Origin of the sequence: Gracilibacillus timonensis (genome assembly GCF_900086715.1) — a bacterium.
GTDB classification, from domain to species: Bacteria; Bacillota; Bacilli; order Bacillales; family Amphibacillaceae; genus Gracilibacillus; species Gracilibacillus timonensis.
On the sequence record NZ_FLKH01000010.1, the window covers coordinates 35,538 to 49,779 of the forward strand.

The window sequence follows — 14,242 nt, forward strand, 5'->3', positions numbered from 1 at the left end:
TGGATTTTTTCCATCATTAAGAAAACAGCTTCTTCCTCTGATAGGCATCTTCATTTTTTCCATTACCTTAATAGTTGGCTAACAGAAATAAACCTTTCCTATCTGAAAAGAACACTATTCCGCCAATTCCTTTTCCCATCCAGACTATCACTGTCGGCTTTGGATTTTCACCAAATCCACCTTCACACTCTTGCAAGTGTTCCGGGTCACGGACTGAAAAGCGGTTCTCCACTTTATCACCGTCGGTCGGGAATTACACCCTGCCCCAAAGGAATCTTATCGCTTGTATTCAATTTTTTGATTTCCTCTTGTTACTTTACACACTCTGAAGTGGCATTCTATCAGGATTTGCAAGCTTTTGAACAAATTATCCGCATTCGACAATATCCTGATGTATCAGCTAAAACCCTGCCAATATGATTGCCACATATACTATTATGTTCCCCTCTATAATAGCAGTATAAAAATCTAAATGCAAGGGATTAGATCCATGTTTAAGCGTTGAAATAATTTAGTATTAAGATTGGAAAATCAGCTTCACTTTAAACATTTTCACCATATTTTTCCGCCGATTAGATAAATGATCGATACCTTATATTACGTGACTCAAAAGGGCTATTAATCATTATTAAATGATGTTAGTCGAATCATTGGACATACTAAATGGGGATTTTTTATACTACATTTGGATGACTATAAGCAATACATGTTTAAAAAAGGATGGGAATGTTACATGAGAAATATATTCTCAGGCTCTTTCGGTCAAGTAGAAGACACAGTTAGTAAAAGTTATGTAAAAAATATAGTTAATGGAATGAAGGAGTTTTCTTTTGGAAGAATTATTATTCTACTCATTTTTTTAACGGATGTCTTCTATGCTGTATATGGATTTAGTATATACTTTGGAAACAATATGGATGGGACGTCCGTGTCACTAGACTTGAATAACGAGTACATTCCATTCTTAACAAATATTTGGTATCCAATCGTACAAGGGATAGTAATTTTAATTACCTTGGTTAACATTCTATATTTTAGAAGGAAAAATAGTGTAAAAGCATTTTTTATTTCCAATACTTTGCTTGCAATTTTTTTACTTCTATTTCTATTCTTGGTTTTTAAAATAACACAATTAGCTGTATATTCTTTTCCATTGCGTATGGTGTACACTCTTTTATTTATCTACTGTCTCGTTTATGTTTCTATTCGAAGTTATCAAAATGCAAAAGAAATGGTATTTGGAGAGAAAAAGAAAAGAAGTGCCATCGTAGAAGGCTTCAGTAGAAATAGGAAAACTATTCTAAGTGTGTTGGCAGGTATTGGTGGCCTGTATTATCTTGGCAAGGTTATTTTTCCTGCAGCAGGAGACTTGGAAACCCGTTTAATGGGAGGGTTGATCGATTTCTTGCCGTTGTTTGTATGTGGTGGTATTTTATTATTTCTGTACTTTAATAATGTTGTAATCAGAAGCTACTATCTTAATAAATACGCCGAAGAGTTCAGAATAAAATTCGGAGTAGATAAGAGCGAATGGTACGGGGAAAAACATAAAGATAAGGATCATACCAATGTAAAAAATCAAGACGGAATGAGCGATACGAATAATACATAGATACGTTTTACGGAGGAAAGGAAAGGTTATATGAAAAACATATTCTCAGGCTCTTTCTCACAGGTGGAAGACACAGTTAGTGAGAGCTTTGCAAAAAATTCTATTGATACGATAGAGAGGTTTTCTTTTGGAAAATCTATTATATTTATCCTATTTTTTATGGGTGGGTTCTCAGCTTTTTATGGAGTTAGTATATGGATGGGAGGCAATTTGGATACCGGCACAATTGTGCTTGATACGAATAATGAGTACGTCCCATTTTTATCAAACATTTGGTACCTAATCTTACAAAGTATATTAATGGTAATTACTTTATTTGGAGGCTTATATTATAGGAAAAAAAACAATGTAAAAGGGTATATTATTTATAATACTTCTTTTACAGTTTTTGTACTCCTGTTTATGTTCTTATATTTTAAGTTTACACAATTAATCGTTTATTCTTTTCCATTGCGTATGGTGTACACTGTTTTATTTATCTTCTGTCTCGTTTATGTTTCTATTCGGAGTTACCAGAATGCTAAAGAAATGGTATTTGGAGAGAAAAAGAAAAGAAGTGCTATCGTGGAAGGCTTTAGCAGAAATAGGAAAAGTATTCTAAGTGTATTGGCAGGTGCTGGTGGTCTGTATTATCTTGGCAAGGTTATTTTTCCTTCAGCAGGAGACTTGGAAACCCGTTTAATGGGAGGGCTGATCGATTTTGTTCCGTTATCTGCCTGTCTAGCTATCCTAGGATTTCTGTATTTAAATCGTGTCATGCTCCGAAGCTACTACCTTAATAAATACTCTGAAGAGTTTAGAATAAAATTTGGAGTCGACAAGAGCGAATGGTACGGGGAAAAACATAAAGACAAGGATCATGCCAATGTAAAAAAACAAAAGATGTAGTTTTTATGAAAGCTGGACGGAATGAGCGATACGGATAATACATAGATATGGTTTACTAAGGAAGGGAAATATATGATTATTCCGAGTGGTTTTGGGCCACCCGCTAATTTGAAACTTCCTTACCTTTCATCCAATATATTTAATTAATACTTCCACCACCCGTGACCTTGTTTGTATCCATGGTAGTGTTTTTTTACTGGCGGAAGAAGAAAAACAAACTTTAGGAGCTCCATCTGCACAAATAGCGTACCATGAGCAAGCAGGTTAGCACTTTGGTTAAAATGGTGGTTACAAATGAGTGACCCTTTTAAAATACAAAAAGATGCTTCATCACACAAAAATAATCATATTCCATTACGTATGGTGTATACTGTTTTATTTATTTTGTGCCTCGTTTATATTGCTATTCAGAGTTACCAACATGCTAAAAAATGATGTTTGGGGAAAAGAAAAGAGGTGCCATCAAAGGTCTTTTATTTTTGAAGCGTATCTATTTGGGTATTTCATTAAATCGAAATCGTGGCAGTTGATAAAAATGTGTTGAATGATCACACTATGAACGACGCTTGTAACAAAGAAAGAGCAGATTTCCCCTGCCCTTCCTTAAAAAGATTAAACTGGTTTTCTTCGCAATGTTCTAATGGCGACTTCGTGTTCGCCTACAATCTCGAAAAAAGATTTTTGGTCGTCCTTTATTTCATTTACAGTCGTTTTTAATTCTTCGATGTTTTCCACATTTTGAACAACGGTTTTCCTAATCACTTCTCTCTCCTGCTTTGCGGTAGCAAGTTCCTCTTTCATTTCTGATATGTCACTTTTCATATTCGTTATGTCGCCATTCATTTTGGACATGTCGCTTTTCATATTCGTTATGTCGTTTTTCATATTCGTTATGTCGCCATTCATTCTGGACATATCGCTTTTCATATCTGTTATATCATTTTGCATTTCTTTCTGACGTTGGTTCATATCGCCTAACAACTTGACCACTTTTTGAAAATCATCCAATCGTATCAGCTCCTATATTTTTTTCGGGTTTTTCCATTAAAACCAAACCTTAATCAATCGTAAGAGATCCATTCATATCTACATTTCTATTTTTTGACCGATAATAAGTTATTCCTGTAAAATCCATTATTTTGATGATAAACAAGAGTTCTCAAATTCTCTACCTTTAGCATTATTTAATCTATCATAACACAAAATGAAAATGGGCAAAAGGTAAAGTAAGCTCTCCATCAGTGAGGACTTTTCCCCGTTCTTCACTGTGGTTGCACTATGATAAAGCTCTTCTTTCATACGATACCATTCATCCAGTGCAGCTTAAAATATTCCTGTTTTCACATGAAGTTATATGATGGATAGTTGATGTCAATATAGTAGATGTTATTACCTTTTCATCATGCATCACTCCTCATAATGACTGACTTACGTTTATGCTTTTCGTATAATGAACGTAATATATTATGCATAAACGGAATACAGCTAAAAATAATGGTCTCATTCAAAAACTTTGTGGATTATTGCTTGGAATAGTTGATCATTTCTGAACATAGAGAGGCTTCACAGACTAGTAGTAATACGGTCATTGTAACACGTCCCTTGTGGAATGATTGAGGAATAACAATGATGAAGTTCTTGAACCTAGTATAACATCACCAATCAAAAAGAACAAGTGTTTGCTGTTAAAATATTATAAATAGTAAAACCGTACTTAGCCAAAAAAGAGGATGTTGTAGTGATCTGGAAGGAAAGATTTTCTTTAGATTTAATTTCTGAAATCGCCGAGACATGATGGAAACGTTAATAGAGAGACTCTAAATCCCAAGTCCCGTTTTGGGTCTTGGGATAGGTTTAATGCGCGTACGTGTGGACTCATCATTAATTACCTCATATTCTCATTCCCATAAGTTTACCTACTAAAGCTCTTTCTTCATGGAAACCACATGGAGTTTTATTCCATTTGGCTTATGTACCACTTCTTCATCAAAAATAGTGTAACCTAAGGAGCTATATAACACTACATTCTTCTGAACATCCATGCGAACCTTGCATTGAATTTCGTTTATATTCTTTTTTAAAGCAGTTTCTTCCAAGGATTTCAGTAGTTTTTTTGCAACTCCTTTGCCTTGTTTTTCTGGTACAACAGACAAGCGGTAAAAATATAATGCATTTTTTTCTTGTTTAAAGCGAACCATACCAACAGGCTCTTTCTCATCATAGGCAATGAATACATTTTCTCCATTTTGTATGGATTCTGATACAGATTGCACCGTTTCTTCTAAAGCGCTCGATGGAGGTATTTTATCTTGGTACTCTGAAAAGGCACTTCTCATTATCTGATGAACAATCGAAGCATCGGCCTCCTTCGCTAAACTTATCATTCGTTTTTTTCACCTCCTATAGATATTTTTTCATTTACATGAAACGAAGTGTTCACCACTATATGATGTTAGCGGTCCATTGTCAAATTTAGCGACTGTACTATCAAGTTGATTCAAGCGAAAAATCATACCCCACATAATTCCATACATTTCTTAACCCTATATGTTCAGCAACAGCAACAGAGGCTTTATTCATTTCCATGCAATCCCAATATGGAAGTTTATTATTTTCTAAACACTCTTCTACAAAACAATGAGCAAGTATTTGAGCGAGCTTCTTCCCTTGATGTGCCTCTAATGTTTCAATATCTATGCAATGTATATTACCAGCGACAAAACCAGAGAAGCACACACTAACTAGCTCACGTTGATAAGCCATACCATATCCCATTCCATTACGTAAAAAATCTTCCGTCGATGACCAGAATTCTGTTATCTTTGCCTGCAAAAACTCGATGTTTGTTACAGCATTATCCGTATTTTTCAATAGTTTTTCTGTGATAGATACCATTTGATATCCTTGCTCTATGGCAGGCTTATTGCTCGTTATATCACTGTCTTGAGGCAAGGAGTAAACCCTTTGATTCCAACTCCCCAGCTTGCGATGTGCAAAAATTCTTTCGATTGTTTCATTCCATTTTTGATGATTTCCAATGGCCTCAAACTCTTTTAATCCAACCTTTTTTGCTTCTGGTATGATTACATGATCAATAAACTGGTTTAATGGATGGTTAAATCCTTCATTTTGTTCGCTTCCGAAAAATATAAACCCATCATTATTCCCCAGCCAAATAACTCCGGATGCAGGATGATCAACATCATCGACAAAAATACGACCGGGATTTATTTTCTCCACAACGGCCATTGCTTCTAAGTGAGATTGTTCATGAAGCAGCTTCCTGCATTTATGAAAATCGGCTTTATTCCATTCTGTTATCATTAGGGCCATCTCCTTTAGGTAATACGATATCCTTATTTTTAGCAAGATTGGCTATTCAACATTTGACTTTGAAGACTTTGATTTTTTCCAAACAAACATTACCAGAAGAAAAATAGCAATGATATATAAGATCGCCTTCGTTATTTTTCCAGTATTTGAAAAATCAAAAAAAGTTATCTCAGCGAATCGAATAATACCAATCATGATTAAATCAATGATAAAAGCCCGTTTATAGAATGTAGCACTCATGTCAAACTCTCCTTAAAAGATTACACTTCATCTTATTTACATGAAATGAAAACAAGATCCAATAGAAAATGGACCAGAGTATTTTTTTATATGATTGCTTATGCTGAACAAAAATAGTATGTGGAGATCCATTAGATAGTATTCCGACATACTGTTTATATGTAAAAATCCATATATGGCTTCTCCTGTTTATAATAATTCAATCGATCTTGCAATGTGCCGGTATGAAATTCAAACTTATGACCATCAGGATCGGTAAAATAAATGGACTTTTTATCCTTTTCATCTCTGGGACGACCCGTTAAGATGTTAACACCTAATTTCTCTAATTGATCATACATACGGTCAAACGCAGTTTCTTCTATGGAAAAGGCAATATGTGTATAGGACTGTTTTATTTCATTCCGAGGGATATCTTTTTCCATATTAAGCGCCAGCCAGAGACCATTCAAATCAAAATAGGCTGTATTTTTCCCTTTGACCAATAATTTTGCCTCAAAGACTTCTTGATAAAATTGGATCGATTTCTCCAAATCAGAAACAGAAAATAGAAAATGGTTTATTCCTTTTATCAACCATGCGTCACCTCTTTATCTAATATATTGTCTAAAAAACTCTAATAGATTATGCTGCTTTATTCACTTCATTACTTAACGGCCTTCATTTTTTACTGTTAAAAACGCTTCTAAATTTGGCGATTGATTATATTTCACTGCTGCTTGTTTATCCTTTATTACCATAGCTTCCGTTAAATCGATATTATTTATACTAGCAATAGCTACTGCATAATGTATAACGTCTACTAATTCTTTTTCTAGTGATTCGTTCCCAGTATTCTCTTTTCTTCCCTCTAATTGATTAAGTACCTCTGCTACCTCACCAACCTCTTCCACTAGTTTCATAAATAATGCAGTCGACGTTCGGCCGTCTTTATACTTTAATGATAGATAGTTCTGTAGCTCATGAAATGTTAATTGTTTCATACGAATCCTACTTTTAGCATGATATTATATTATTCACCAGCCGTTCGCCCTCCGTCAACCACCAATGAATGTCCAGTTACATAAGACGCTTTATCCGAGCTAAGCCAGATGATGGCTTCTGCTATCTCTCCCGTTGTACCTAGCCTGCCTAATGGATGCTTGTTATTCATTTTTTTGGTTACCCGGCCAACCCAAGAAGTATGTACCGTACCCGGACAAACGGCATTCACTCGGATACCATATTCACCATATTCTATGGCTGCAGTCTTAGTCAAGCCAATCATCCCATGTTTACTAGCGACGTATGCTGCATGTTGATTTAATCCAATTTGTCCCGCTATTGACGATGTATTTACAATGGAACCAAATTGCTGTTTTTTCATCGATTGAATTTCGTGCTTCATACACAGCCAAGTCCCCTTTAAATTAACCTGGATGACGTTATCCCAATCCGCTTCGTGATAATCAGCTAACTTGGAACCGATTAAAATACCGGCATTATTTATAGCAATGTCCATTTTATTATACAGTTGATAGCACAGGGAAATAGAGTCGATAACATCTTGTTCATTGGTAATATCTGTTCGTTGAAATTGGCTTTTTCCTCCATTATCCTTTATGATGGAGACTGTTTCTTGTCCACCTTCCTCATCAATATCTGCAATAAGAACACTTGCCCCTCGATTTGCCAATTCGATAGCGACTGTTCGTCCTATTCCCGAACTTGCACCAGTAACAAACGCACTTTTTCCTTCCATATCCATCTATACCACTCCCAATAATTTATACCCCTCTGACCTTTTTCCATTTCCTAATTTTCGTCCTAAACGATTGGAATGGTGCAACGGTATTGATATGTACCCACTTCCAGATCGGCCAGCTAGACGGCGTGGTTGTAGCCCATTGTCTGCCACCTTGTTCAAATAATTCAGTATCCTTATAGCTATCTACCAAGTCTATCATTTTCTTCACATCACGTTGAAACATAGCTTTTAATTTTTCTAGTGAATAATCAGCATATTGATCATAAAAGTGCTGATAAAGGCCGCCAAGCTTGTTCCATTTATAGTCTTTTGTCGGCGTGATAACCTCTTTTCCGTTTTTGTTATCATCTTCCCAAGACAGAATCAGGTTCATCCACCCCAATTGGTAGGCAATCATTTGTGCTGGTGTTCTGTCCACTTCATTTACAAGCGTATCTTTATCATGATCATCAATAGAATCAAATTCATCTATAAATAGGGTTGCTCTTTTCGTCATTTCATCGATTAAAGCCTGTTTATTCTCATATCCTTGCAACATTCTTCACCCTTTTCTATTGAGTAGTCGTTTCCCTTATACGAAACGCCAAGGGAAGATGACCTGATGTTCTTCTAATCCTTGGCGTTTAGTATGGCGTGAATGTACCTTTTAATTTATGTTTGTACCGTTCTAATCTTTTTATTTTCTTGAACGTAAGTAAGGATAAGATGGTGATAACGATAAGTGTCCATTCATGATCTTCTCCTCTGTTGTCGATTATTCTGATCATAACCATCCTCCCGTTTATTTTTATCATTATTTTAGCATACAAGAGCGTGCTTTTTCATGCATGAGAAGTTTTTTATCAAATGTTAAAGTAGACGTTGTTAGAACTAACCCTTCTTTTCACTGCTCAGCGATTGTAAAAAGGGTTCTACACAACATTACTTAAGTGCTCCATCATGTTAGTGATAAGTTCTAAGTGGATGTTTATTATCTTCTTTACCCTTCTTTTTTATCCAACTTAATAGGAAACGAATCATTACGACAAGGATCGTGATGCCAATAGAATATTGTAATAGCATATAGAAATAACTGGAGTAAGACATCGTTGATAGGGAAGATAACCCATTCGTATCGATTGTAAGTGTTTCTCGATCTAACCAAACGGACAAAAGGATAAGGGAAATAAAGAATGATGACATGGATAGGTTAATGAATTTTTTCATATTAGTTGCTTACCTCCTTATTTACATTCTAATCCCTTATTTATGATCACTCAACCCTTACTTTTAGTTGATGGCAAGATGGCTAAAACAAACCCAACTGACAAACCATTGGACAGTTGGGCATGAAAACATTTATTTGATTAATGGTTTATGCTACGGCCTTATTAACCTTTATGTAAAAAGGGTTATTTCGCTTCTTTATTTTCTTTCGCTTTACCATTTAATACAATACTATTCACCATACTTAATCCGTCAGCAACGGCAAACCATTTCACTTATCTATTTGCTTTCTATATTGCTGCGGTGCATACTGTGTCTGTTTTTGAAACGCATGATAAAAACTGGAGTAACTTTGAAATCCTACTTCATAACAAATATCACTAAGGGATAAATTTGTGTTTCTCAACAGATGAACGGCCTTATTCACACGAATATTCTCTAGGTAAACACGTAGCGTTCTGGCTGTCTGTTTTTTGAAGATCCGTCCTAGATGATAGGGGCTTATGCCGATGTTTTGCGCTATTTGTTTCCAAGTAAGATTTTCTGTGTAGTGTCCTAGAATATATCTCTCTGCGTCATGAACGATATCCATCATGGGATTAAAATGTATCTTATCCGGCTGACATTTTTTGCAAGGACGGAAACCTGCTTTTTTTGCCTCCTCCACCGTTTGAAAAAAGGTGATATTTTCTGTTTTAGGACTTCTGGATTTACAAGACGGACGACAAAAGATTCCTGTTGTTTTCACTGCGTAGAAAAATAGACCATCATAGGCATCGTCACAGTTATTAGCGATTTTGACCATCTCGTTAAAAGAAAATGTGGTAGGGAACACCAACTTGTTCACCTCCTGTCTCTGTTTTTCTTATAAAACATATAAGCGATATAGATGAACATTACGATGAAAGGAACCATGATATAGGATTGAAAGAACGGAAAAACCAGCATACATAAAACAAAGGCAGTTAGTGAACACCACCATGGCCATGTTCCTTTTTTAAACAGTTTAACACCCGCAGCCATTGATAGAATATACACGATTATTCCTAAAGATGTAGGAATAAATAAGACATCGTTAAACGAAAGTGAAAGAGCACTTGTCATCAAAACTCCAGCACCAGCAAACATCACAACAAAGCAAACCATAGGTCTAGATAGATGGATAGTTGGATGCCGTTTAGAAAAATAAGCAGGAAAGGCACCGTCTCTGCTTAGGGAATAACCAAGCTGGGTCAGGCTTGCAACAAATGCATTCGCTGTTCCTGTGCAAATGATGAAAGCAAGAATACCAGTAAGCAATTGGGCGTTTAACCCCAGTGCGTCATTTATCATTATCGCGATTGGAGATAGATCACTCTCCTCCTCACCATACGTTCCCGTTCCAATAGTAATAAAGCTAAGAGCAAGAAAAAGGACACCGATGATGATGACACTATACATCGTACTTCTTACGATATTTTGTTTCGGTTGTTTAAAATGATTGGCAAGATTACAAATGGCCTCCCAACCAAAAAATGCCCAAAAAATAACAGTTATACTAGCCCCTACTGAACCAATTCCATGAGGCAAAAAAGGACTGAATGACTGCCAGCTGATATGGGGGAGAGCCAATACAATCGCTGTTATTAACAAAAGAAATAAACATCCACTTAACCATAATGCTAGTTTGCCACTTACTTGAATACCAAAATAATTAGTGCTGCCGGCAATAACCAGTATCAACACCGCAGATAAAGTTATGTGTAGCGAAGAAAAATTCAGAGCATTGCCCAAATAATAGGCACCGGTTAAGGCAACGATCGTTTGTCCAACTGCTGCCGTAACAAAATAAAACCAGCCTACCATATTTCCTGCATGCTTCCCAAATGCATAGCGTACAAACGTGGCAGCTCCTCCAGCGTCTGGATGCTCTCTCGCTAAGCAAGCAAAGGAATACGCAAGCGGAAAGCTGATAAGGATCACCATAAGCCAAGCGACAATGGAGGCTGGTCCAGCTATGGAAGCCGTAACTCCTGATAAAAAAAGCACACCTGATCCTAAAACCGTCGCCATATATAAAGCAATACCTTGAAACACCCCAATGGATGGTTGATGCATGTAATCACCTCTTTTCTACATGCATCATACTAATCCAGAATGGAATGCACATTCGGATTTTTGCTCTGTTATTTCGTATACGATTTTTTTAGCAACCATGGCGGTTTTCTGGAAGTCGGTTTTTTCGGTATTAAAATTGGATCACCCAACACGCAGTTCCTTTCTCTTGTAGACAAATAAGGACAACAAGATGATGAACATTGCACAACCTATAAGCAGGGTAAATGCCCTAATATCGGCTGATTGTGATCGCTTTCATAATCACCACCGAGTGTATTTGCAATTAGATCGTAGAAACTAACGAAAATATCACCTACCGCAAAAATAAGCAGTAACAGATAGAAACTATCAATAAAGGTTAACGCGACATAAAATACAGCCGCTCCAAAAAATGCAAACAGCAAGACCACTTTTCTGCTAACTTTATCAGCTATCTTTCCACCGATATAAGCACTCAACAGACCTATCAAAGAGTGTATCATCAAGCCTATACCAATTTGACTTTCGCTGATTTGTATTGCTGCCACTAAGTCTGCTAACAAAACTGCCCATACACCCGTCTGTGTTCCTAACAATAAAAATGTGAATAATAAAAATATAAGATAGCGGTTAAGTCTTTTAAACATGTATGCTCCTTTTCATTAAATTGGGGCAATATTTTTCTAAACGATGTTAAAAAATAACCCACCCTGGTTCGCATTGTTAAGAGGCGTGGTGCGTTCTATTCTTTATAAATTATAGGATAACTGGATAATTGTCAACGATATAGCAGTGGATTTTTCCAACCATTTCGTGCTCTACTTCCTTTATGATAACCTTATCATTTTCCAGTCTTATTTTCCTCGCATTCTCTCTCCTGTAGGTGTTTTTCATAGTCTCTTTCGGATTTAGCCAAGACTTCCCAGTCGATCTTATCAGAAGTAACTTGCGGCTGTTTCTCTCCATCTTTTATCATGCGGAAATAATCGCTCATTTGATCGCTCCTCTTTTATTTTCTAGGCAGATTAGTCACGAATTGGTACCAATACATGAAAAAATCATCAAAATGGGGATCTTTTTCATGACGTATCGATTCAAATGTTTCATAGTCAAAATATGCTGGCTCGTTTTCGCTTTCTTCAAGGACAACAGATGATTGTTCCCTCAATGTTGGTGCATGCTTGAAAAACCATCCTTCTTAGATTAGTTATCGCCAAAGACACACGCCAACTTGCATCATTGTGCTAATCACTACGTAACAAGCTCTTTTACAAACAACACCCTATCTTGACCAGCGCCATCATAATTCGCATGCACCGATATACCGTCTACGATTTTATTCCCTTGTTCGATAGCAAAACCCATTTTTGTATGATAGGCAATCGATGTTTTATTGACGGGAGAAGTGACGCATCGTATTTTGGTTCTATTTTCAGTTTGCACTTTGGAGAAAAAGCGGTGATAAAGTTCCTTACCGATCCCTCGTTTGCGCTGCTCCGGGTGAATACCTACAAAATGGATATACGCTTCCTTTGCATACGTTTGTGATAAGAAACCAATCAGAAAACCGATAATTTCCCCATCCTCCTCAACGATAAAGCTTGTATCAGTAAAGTGGTCAAAAAATAATTTCGGCAGTTTTTCTGACATTTGCCGTCCACCCCACCATTGATTGATTAATGGGGATAATCTATCATAATCCAATCGTTTCACCTTTCTAATATCCATCATCAACCCTCCAATCATTCGTCCTTTTGTTGCCGCAGATTATCCTCGACCCATTTCCAACCTCTGATAACAAGCAGCACTATCAAACGGTGAAAAACGTTTTCCCAAAAGTTAAAGGTATCGTATCAAAAAAAAGTCGTACAAAGAAAACCAGGTTAATTAAAGGGTTACTTCTCGTTTCATCTTCTACCTAATAAAACTCAGTCCTCCCCCAGAATCCGAACTTCCCGCTCTAGTTCAACGCCAAATTTGTTTTTTACTTCACGTTGAACCATTTCGATCACGGCAATATACTCGGTTGCCGTGGCATTATGTTTATTCACAATAAATCCTGCGTGTTTCATCGATACCTCGGCGCCACCTATCCCTTTTCCCTGTAATTCACTATCTTGAATCAACTTTCCGGCAAAATAACCCGGCGGCCGCTTAAAGACACTACCGCAAGAAGGGTATTCTAGCGGTTGTTTCGACTCTCTTTTATAAGTTAGATCGTCCATCACTGCCTTGATTTCATCATAATTGGCTTGCTCTAAACAAAAGGTGGCCTCTAATACGATGTAGTTTTTCGTTGGAATGTTACTTGTGCGATAGGACAGATCAAAGGATTCCGCCGGCAAACGATAAAGATCACCTGCTGCATCAACGATCAGTGCACTCTCTAAACAATCTTTGATTTCTCCACCATAAGCGCCGGCATTCATATACAAAGCGCCGCCAACGGTACCTGGAATACCACAGGCAAACTCCAAACCACTCAGGCTCTGGTCCAAGGCAAAACGGGAGGCGTCAATAATACGCGCACCGCTTCCTGCTATTACTTTATTACCTTCGCTGTATATATCTTTGAATTGCTTCAGACTCATCACAATGCCACGGATACCACCATCTCGCACGATGACATTGGAGCCGTTTCCGAGCAATGTGAAGGGTACCGCTGATTGATTAGCATAACGAATCACCGCCTGCACCTCTTCCACTGTTGTTGGCATCACAAAAAAATCGGCTTCCCCGCCTAACATGGTATAGGTATGATTCTTTAAAGGTTCATCGATCAAGATGTGCCCTTCCCGTACTATTTTTTCTAATTCTTTTATAATTAACTGTTTATTCATGGTAATCCATCCTTTAGTTTTCTCTAGCAAAAAACACATATATAAGTGGACACAGCGAGGATATACGCCTCCCCTTGCGTCTTCTTTGCATATTGATTTATTATATGACCTATGCTTGATCATCATGCTTGGTCTTTGTCACAATTAATCTATATTATAGCAAGAAGCGATTGTGAACTGCAAATTTCATTTCATCCTTGTTAAAGATAAAAAAACAGACCTCCACATACCAAAAAGCAATCGATTGAAATGCTTCGTCAGCGTGCTAAAAATTATGACGGCTTTGCTTCACTTGCTGCT

The 14,242-nt window shown here is 36.9% G+C and carries 18 protein-coding genes and 1 riboswitch; of the genes, 2 read left to right on the forward strand and 16 right to left on the reverse strand.

Features of this window, described 5'->3' with window-relative positions; genetic code table 11:
• Nucleotides 1-123: 123 nt before the first annotated feature.
• Nucleotides 124-277, reverse strand: a riboswitch (FMN riboswitch).
• Between the two features lie 456 nt (nucleotides 278-733).
• On the forward strand, nucleotides 734-1,612 hold the full coding sequence (locus BN6556_RS04075) for a hypothetical protein (protein WP_066187551.1): 879 nt from the start codon (nucleotides 734-736) through the stop codon (nucleotides 1,610-1,612).
• A gap of 30 nt (nucleotides 1,613-1,642) precedes the next feature.
• The gene (locus BN6556_RS04080; RefSeq protein ID WP_066187555.1) at nucleotides 1,643-2,500 is read left to right on the forward strand and encodes a hypothetical protein; all 858 of its coding nucleotides are present in this window, start codon (nucleotides 1,643-1,645) and stop codon (nucleotides 2,498-2,500) included.
• Nucleotides 2,501-3,112: 612 nt separating this feature from the next.
• Here the strand turns inward: BN6556_RS04080 and BN6556_RS04085 are convergent.
• The 16 genes from BN6556_RS04085 to murB form a co-directional block, all read right to left on the reverse strand.
• Nucleotides 3,113-3,508: a hypothetical protein gene (locus BN6556_RS04085; protein ID WP_066187558.1), complete on the reverse strand. Its 396-nt coding sequence runs from the start codon at nucleotides 3,506-3,508 to the stop codon at nucleotides 3,113-3,115.
• A gap of 911 nt (nucleotides 3,509-4,419) precedes the next feature.
• Nucleotides 4,420-4,884 carry a GNAT family N-acetyltransferase gene (locus tag BN6556_RS04090; RefSeq protein WP_066187561.1) on the reverse strand — a complete coding sequence of 155 codons (465 nt, stop codon included), beginning with the start codon at nucleotides 4,882-4,884 and terminating at the stop codon, nucleotides 4,420-4,422.
• Nucleotides 4,885-4,987: 103 nt separating this feature from the next.
• Entirely contained in the window at nucleotides 4,988-5,824 is an 837-nt protein-coding gene (locus BN6556_RS04095; protein WP_066187563.1) for a GNAT family N-acetyltransferase, read from the reverse strand.
• A gap of 51 nt (nucleotides 5,825-5,875) precedes the next feature.
• Nucleotides 5,876-6,073: a hypothetical protein gene (locus tag BN6556_RS04100; RefSeq protein ID WP_066187566.1), complete on the reverse strand. Its 198-nt coding sequence runs from the start codon at nucleotides 6,071-6,073 to the stop codon at nucleotides 5,876-5,878.
• A 155-nt stretch (nucleotides 6,074-6,228) separates the two neighbouring features.
• Entirely contained in the window at nucleotides 6,229-6,648 is a 420-nt protein-coding gene (locus tag BN6556_RS04105; protein ID WP_066187568.1) for a fosfomycin resistance protein FosM2, read from the reverse strand.
• A 75-nt stretch (nucleotides 6,649-6,723) separates the two neighbouring features.
• Nucleotides 6,724-7,056 (reverse strand): MazG nucleotide pyrophosphohydrolase domain-containing protein, encoded by a 333-nt coding sequence (locus BN6556_RS04110; protein WP_066187571.1) that lies wholly within the window; start codon nucleotides 7,054-7,056, stop codon nucleotides 6,724-6,726.
• Between the two features lie 29 nt (nucleotides 7,057-7,085).
• Nucleotides 7,086-7,820: an SDR family NAD(P)-dependent oxidoreductase gene (locus tag BN6556_RS04115; protein WP_205410311.1), complete on the reverse strand. Its 735-nt coding sequence runs from the start codon at nucleotides 7,818-7,820 to the stop codon at nucleotides 7,086-7,088.
• A gap of 19 nt (nucleotides 7,821-7,839) precedes the next feature.
• Nucleotides 7,840-8,355 (reverse strand): ClbS/DfsB family four-helix bundle protein, encoded by a 516-nt coding sequence (locus BN6556_RS04120; RefSeq protein WP_148436690.1) that lies wholly within the window; start codon nucleotides 8,353-8,355, stop codon nucleotides 7,840-7,842.
• Between the two features lie 88 nt (nucleotides 8,356-8,443).
• Nucleotides 8,444-8,587 (reverse strand): hypothetical protein, encoded by a 144-nt coding sequence (locus BN6556_RS22270; protein ID WP_162840588.1) that lies wholly within the window; start codon nucleotides 8,585-8,587, stop codon nucleotides 8,444-8,446.
• Between the two features lie 175 nt (nucleotides 8,588-8,762).
• Nucleotides 8,763-9,026 (reverse strand): hypothetical protein, encoded by a 264-nt coding sequence (locus BN6556_RS04125; RefSeq protein WP_066187576.1) that lies wholly within the window; start codon nucleotides 9,024-9,026, stop codon nucleotides 8,763-8,765.
• A 271-nt stretch (nucleotides 9,027-9,297) separates the two neighbouring features.
• Nucleotides 9,298-9,861: a bifunctional transcriptional activator/DNA repair enzyme AdaA gene (locus BN6556_RS04130; RefSeq protein ID WP_392388588.1), complete on the reverse strand. Its 564-nt coding sequence runs from the start codon at nucleotides 9,859-9,861 to the stop codon at nucleotides 9,298-9,300.
• 8 nt (nucleotides 9,862-9,869) lie between these two features.
• The gene (locus BN6556_RS04135) at nucleotides 9,870-11,123 is read right to left on the reverse strand and encodes an APC family permease (protein WP_066187579.1); all 1,254 of its coding nucleotides are present in this window, start codon (nucleotides 11,121-11,123) and stop codon (nucleotides 9,870-9,872) included.
• A gap of 209 nt (nucleotides 11,124-11,332) precedes the next feature.
• Nucleotides 11,333-11,749: an MFS transporter gene (locus tag BN6556_RS04140; protein WP_066187582.1), complete on the reverse strand. Its 417-nt coding sequence runs from the start codon at nucleotides 11,747-11,749 to the stop codon at nucleotides 11,333-11,335.
• A 194-nt stretch (nucleotides 11,750-11,943) separates the two neighbouring features.
• On the reverse strand, nucleotides 11,944-12,096 hold the full coding sequence (locus BN6556_RS22035; protein ID WP_161485669.1) for a hypothetical protein: 153 nt from the start codon (nucleotides 12,094-12,096) through the stop codon (nucleotides 11,944-11,946).
• Between the two features lie 257 nt (nucleotides 12,097-12,353).
• Complete coding sequence (locus BN6556_RS04145) at nucleotides 12,354-12,830, reverse strand: GNAT family N-acetyltransferase (RefSeq protein WP_066187586.1); 477 nt, start codon at nucleotides 12,828-12,830, stop codon at nucleotides 12,354-12,356.
• A gap of 200 nt (nucleotides 12,831-13,030) precedes the next feature.
• Nucleotides 13,031-13,942 (reverse strand): UDP-N-acetylmuramate dehydrogenase, encoded by a 912-nt coding sequence (murB, locus tag BN6556_RS04150; RefSeq protein WP_066187589.1) that lies wholly within the window; start codon nucleotides 13,940-13,942, stop codon nucleotides 13,031-13,033.
• Nucleotides 13,943-14,242: the final 300 nt, after the last annotated feature.

Bases quoted from the DNA above. Each gene is read 5' to 3' on its own strand.
- BN6556_RS04075 (WP_066187551.1), top strand. From the start codon at position 734: ATGAGAAATATATTCTCAGGCTCTTTCGGTCAAGTAGAAGACACAGTT.
- BN6556_RS04080 (WP_066187555.1), top strand. From the start codon at position 1,643: ATGAAAAACATATTCTCAGGCTCTTTCTCACAGGTGGAAGACACAGTT.
- BN6556_RS04090 (WP_066187561.1), bottom strand. From the start codon at position 4,884: ATGATAAGTTTAGCGAAGGAGGCCGATGCTTCGATTGTTCATCAGATA.
- BN6556_RS04095 (WP_066187563.1), bottom strand. From the start codon at position 5,824: ATGATAACAGAATGGAATAAAGCCGATTTTCATAAATGCAGGAAGCTG.
- BN6556_RS04100 (WP_066187566.1), bottom strand. From the start codon at position 6,073: ATGAGTGCTACATTCTATAAACGGGCTTTTATCATTGATTTAATCATG.
- BN6556_RS04110 (WP_066187571.1), bottom strand. From the start codon at position 7,056: ATGAAACAATTAACATTTCATGAGCTACAGAACTATCTATCATTAAAG.
- BN6556_RS04115 (WP_205410311.1), bottom strand. From the start codon at position 7,820: ATGGATATGGAAGGAAAAAGTGCGTTTGTTACTGGTGCAAGTTCGGGA.
- BN6556_RS22270 (WP_162840588.1), bottom strand. From the start codon at position 8,587: ATGATCAGAATAATCGACAACAGAGGAGAAGATCATGAATGGACACTT.
- BN6556_RS04125 (WP_066187576.1), bottom strand. From the start codon at position 9,026: ATGAAAAAATTCATTAACCTATCCATGTCATCATTCTTTATTTCCCTT.
- BN6556_RS04135 (WP_066187579.1), bottom strand. From the start codon at position 11,123: ATGCATCAACCATCCATTGGGGTGTTTCAAGGTATTGCTTTATATATG.
- BN6556_RS04140 (WP_066187582.1), bottom strand. From the start codon at position 11,749: ATGTTTAAAAGACTTAACCGCTATCTTATATTTTTATTATTCACATTT.
- BN6556_RS22035 (WP_161485669.1), bottom strand. From the start codon at position 12,096: ATGAGCGATTATTTCCGCATGATAAAAGATGGAGAGAAACAGCCGCAA.
- BN6556_RS04145 (WP_066187586.1), bottom strand. From the start codon at position 12,830: ATGGATATTAGAAAGGTGAAACGATTGGATTATGATAGATTATCCCCA.
- murB (WP_066187589.1), bottom strand. From the start codon at position 13,942: ATGAATAAACAGTTAATTATAAAAGAATTAGAAAAAATAGTACGGGAA.